This is a genomic window from Bacillus sp. P4_D3 (genome assembly GCF_056401855.1).
This window is the reverse complement of sequence record NZ_JBFUIN010000384.1, coordinates 1-2950: the sequence shown is the minus strand read 5'-3', so window position 1 is coordinate 2950 and position 2950 is coordinate 1. Positions and strand designations below refer to the sequence as shown.

Sequence of the window (2950 nt, the reverse complement as noted above, 5' to 3'; positions counted from 1 at the left end):
TAATTGCTGTCTCCGCATCTATTTCTAATACTTTCTGTCCTTTCTTTACTCTATAACCAAACATCACACCGCCCCCCGCATATCCACCTTGTTCTGCTTTTTTCTTTCTGCCTCTACTTAGCTTTAATGCAATCTCAAGACGTTGATATTGATCTAATAGCTCTAACATACCATTCACTAAAAAGTCATTCGGATCGTGTGCATATATACTGTAATTTGGTTGTTCAATTGCTTTCACATCTACCTTGTATTTCTTTAGCTCTCGTTGTATTAACACTTTTGCCATATCAGAGCGCCATAACCGAGATGTATTTAGTACAATAACTTTGCTCACTTGATGATATGCCATATCAGACAATAGCTCTTGTAACCCCTCACGCTCAACTGTTAACCCATCTTCATCTACTGTCGCTCCGCTAATTCCTTTATCTTCGTATATGTGAAGCAGTTGTAGTTTATTTTCAATACAGTACCGCTGAATTTCTTCTACTTGATACGTTAGGCTATACCCTTCACGTACTTGCCCTTCCGTTGAAACTCGTACATAACCAACAACTTTCTCCCCCATATCAAACTCCCTCCCGTTACAACAATTACAATCCCTGTAACGTTTACCCGTTTTTTGCGGATAACGTGTTCGTAACGTAAATCCGTTAAAACGTACTTTACGATGACTTCAAAAAATAATACAACCCTTAATTTTTACAATAGTTTTTTCTCTAGTAGTGTCGTACACTGTACAAAGCCACTACAGTCTATAAAATTTAACACTTAATACACTTATAAAATTATACGTGTACCAACTTATTTCTACGCAAAAATGCAAAAAAGCACTCGTTGCCATAATTGACAATCAAGTGCTTTAAGTTCATCTGTTTTTAAGTAGCATAAATTTGTAAGTTTTGTAGTAACAGTATGACACCTTTTATATGTCGTGACAACTACTACGTTAAAACTTACGAGCTTGTACGAGTTCATTACTTTCATGTTCATTCCATGTGTTTATATTCGCCGCCCAATAAAATGCCATCTCACCTAAGCTCGTACTTCGTTTTCTATTCTATCATTGCACATAGTACTCTATGATGGTACAACCATCATGAAGTACTTACTTTCAAACGCTTATTTCATTTTCTAAAACACTAACCTTTATTCTGCTTTTTAATCATTTCCATCCCATTCATAAATCTCTTAATAGAATCCTCATTCTTCAATAATTCACTTAAGTATAGCAATACATCAAACTCTTCAGGGTCTGCATCATAATAAATCATTCCTGGATCAATAAAAGGCTCATAAACTATATTACAGATATTTTGTCCTCCTATTGTTACACTAAAACATCTTTTCAATTTTGAAACATAACTATTTATACAAATTAGATTTTCTATAGATGTTTCAAATGATTTTCCATCATAGAAAAAAAATAGTTTGTTATCTTTAGCATAAATACCAACTACCTGTCCATCTTCACTAAATCCTCCGACGCCTTGTCTAACCAACTGTACTTTATTTTTTTCAACTACTGAATATCCGCTAGGTTCTAATATAATATACGTCCCTGTCTTAGAGTAATTATTCATTATTATCATAAGTTATCCCTCCTAATGCTCTAATCCTAATAGTGTGTTTATTACATCATCTTTTTGCATCGATTTTTGAATTATAATTTTCCATACTTGTTCATCTGATTCATAAATTCCTTTATCAATGTACGAATCTTTTATCTTATTAAACATACTCTCAGCTGTTGGTCCTATTGGGTTACCATATTTTTTTATATTTCTTTCCTCTAAACCGGCTCTCTCCTCAGCAGTCATATTTTCCCTTGCTGCATTTTTTTGCTGATTACGTGCTTCTACAACATGTTCAGCTATATTTTCTTTAGAAAATCCTTCAGATGTCATTTTTTCTATATCACTTTCTAATTGTTTAGATGCTTCAAGATAATCTTTTCTTACATTTTGCATTTCTTTTGTCCATTCAACATTTGTAAAGTCATATTCTGGTTTATTATATGCAGTACCCTCATTTGGTAAATATCCATATGCTCCATTATCATCAGCATGTATCTGTTTAAGTACATCGGGCTTTACTTCTTCTAAAGGTATTCCCTCACCAGTTTTACCCGTACCCTTACCACCATCTTTAGACTTCGCAAACTTATAATAAGCTTCTATCAATTCGCCTTGTGGTATTTTGGTTATGATAGTTCCACCAACACTAGAGAATGCATAAGAAGCATCCCTCTTAAATGATTGTAACATTTCAAGCTTAGGCTTCAATTCTTTTGCTAGTGTTACTGCATTAGCAATTGTACTTATTCCACTTGATGCTTTTGCTCCTTTTGCGACATGACCGATTTTATTTAGTCCCTTATCGCCCAAAAATGCGGTAGCTACTTGCGTTAATATATAAGTAGACAATTCAGTACGGCTCTCTGCATCTCCATCTATCATATCTCGTTTTATTTTATTTGAAAATGCATGCCACATATTTTTTGCAGTCTCATCCAAATGGAAAAGTGCATAGGTTACATTAATAAAAGTTCCTATATCCATATTACTTAAAGCTACTGCGGACTCGATTTCATCTCCAATAGCTTTCCCAGATCCTCTTTGAACAGCTTCCCACATCTTTTTCACTGTTTCAAACATGCCAACTATACTGTCTGCCGCATCGTCCCAAGCATTTCTAACCGGAGATTTCTCCTCAATTATGTTATTTGTTTCTATATCCTTAATTGACTGATCGGTTTTTCGGGCTGTTTCTTCTATAATCCCCTGAATCGAGCTCACCCAATCCATATTCAATCCTTGTGTACTAAACGTCCCACTTACAGGACTAAATCCTTTCCCGCTTTGCACTTCAGCGAGTCCGGCTGTGATGCTAGCTGCTAATTGGAGGGCGGTGCTGTAGTTGCTGCTGGATGAATGATTGAATTCATATA

Annotated in this window: 3 protein-coding genes; all 3 read right to left on the bottom strand. The window is 35.1% G+C overall.

Annotated features, from left to right (window positions below; all coding sequences use genetic code 11):
- Window positions 1-568 (bottom strand): recombinase family protein (locus tag AC1DTM_RS21460; protein ID WP_477000829.1); only part of this gene is annotated, 568 nt, incomplete at its 3' end.
- Window positions 569-1142: 574 nt separating this feature from the next.
- Window positions 1143-1592, bottom strand: a complete 450-nt coding sequence (locus AC1DTM_RS21455) for a hypothetical protein (RefSeq protein WP_002110558.1) — start codon at window positions 1590-1592, stop codon at window positions 1143-1145.
- 12 nt (window positions 1593-1604) lie between these two features.
- Window positions 1605-2950 (bottom strand): T7SS effector LXG polymorphic toxin (locus AC1DTM_RS21450; RefSeq protein ID WP_477000828.1); only part of this gene is annotated, 1346 nt, incomplete at its 5' end.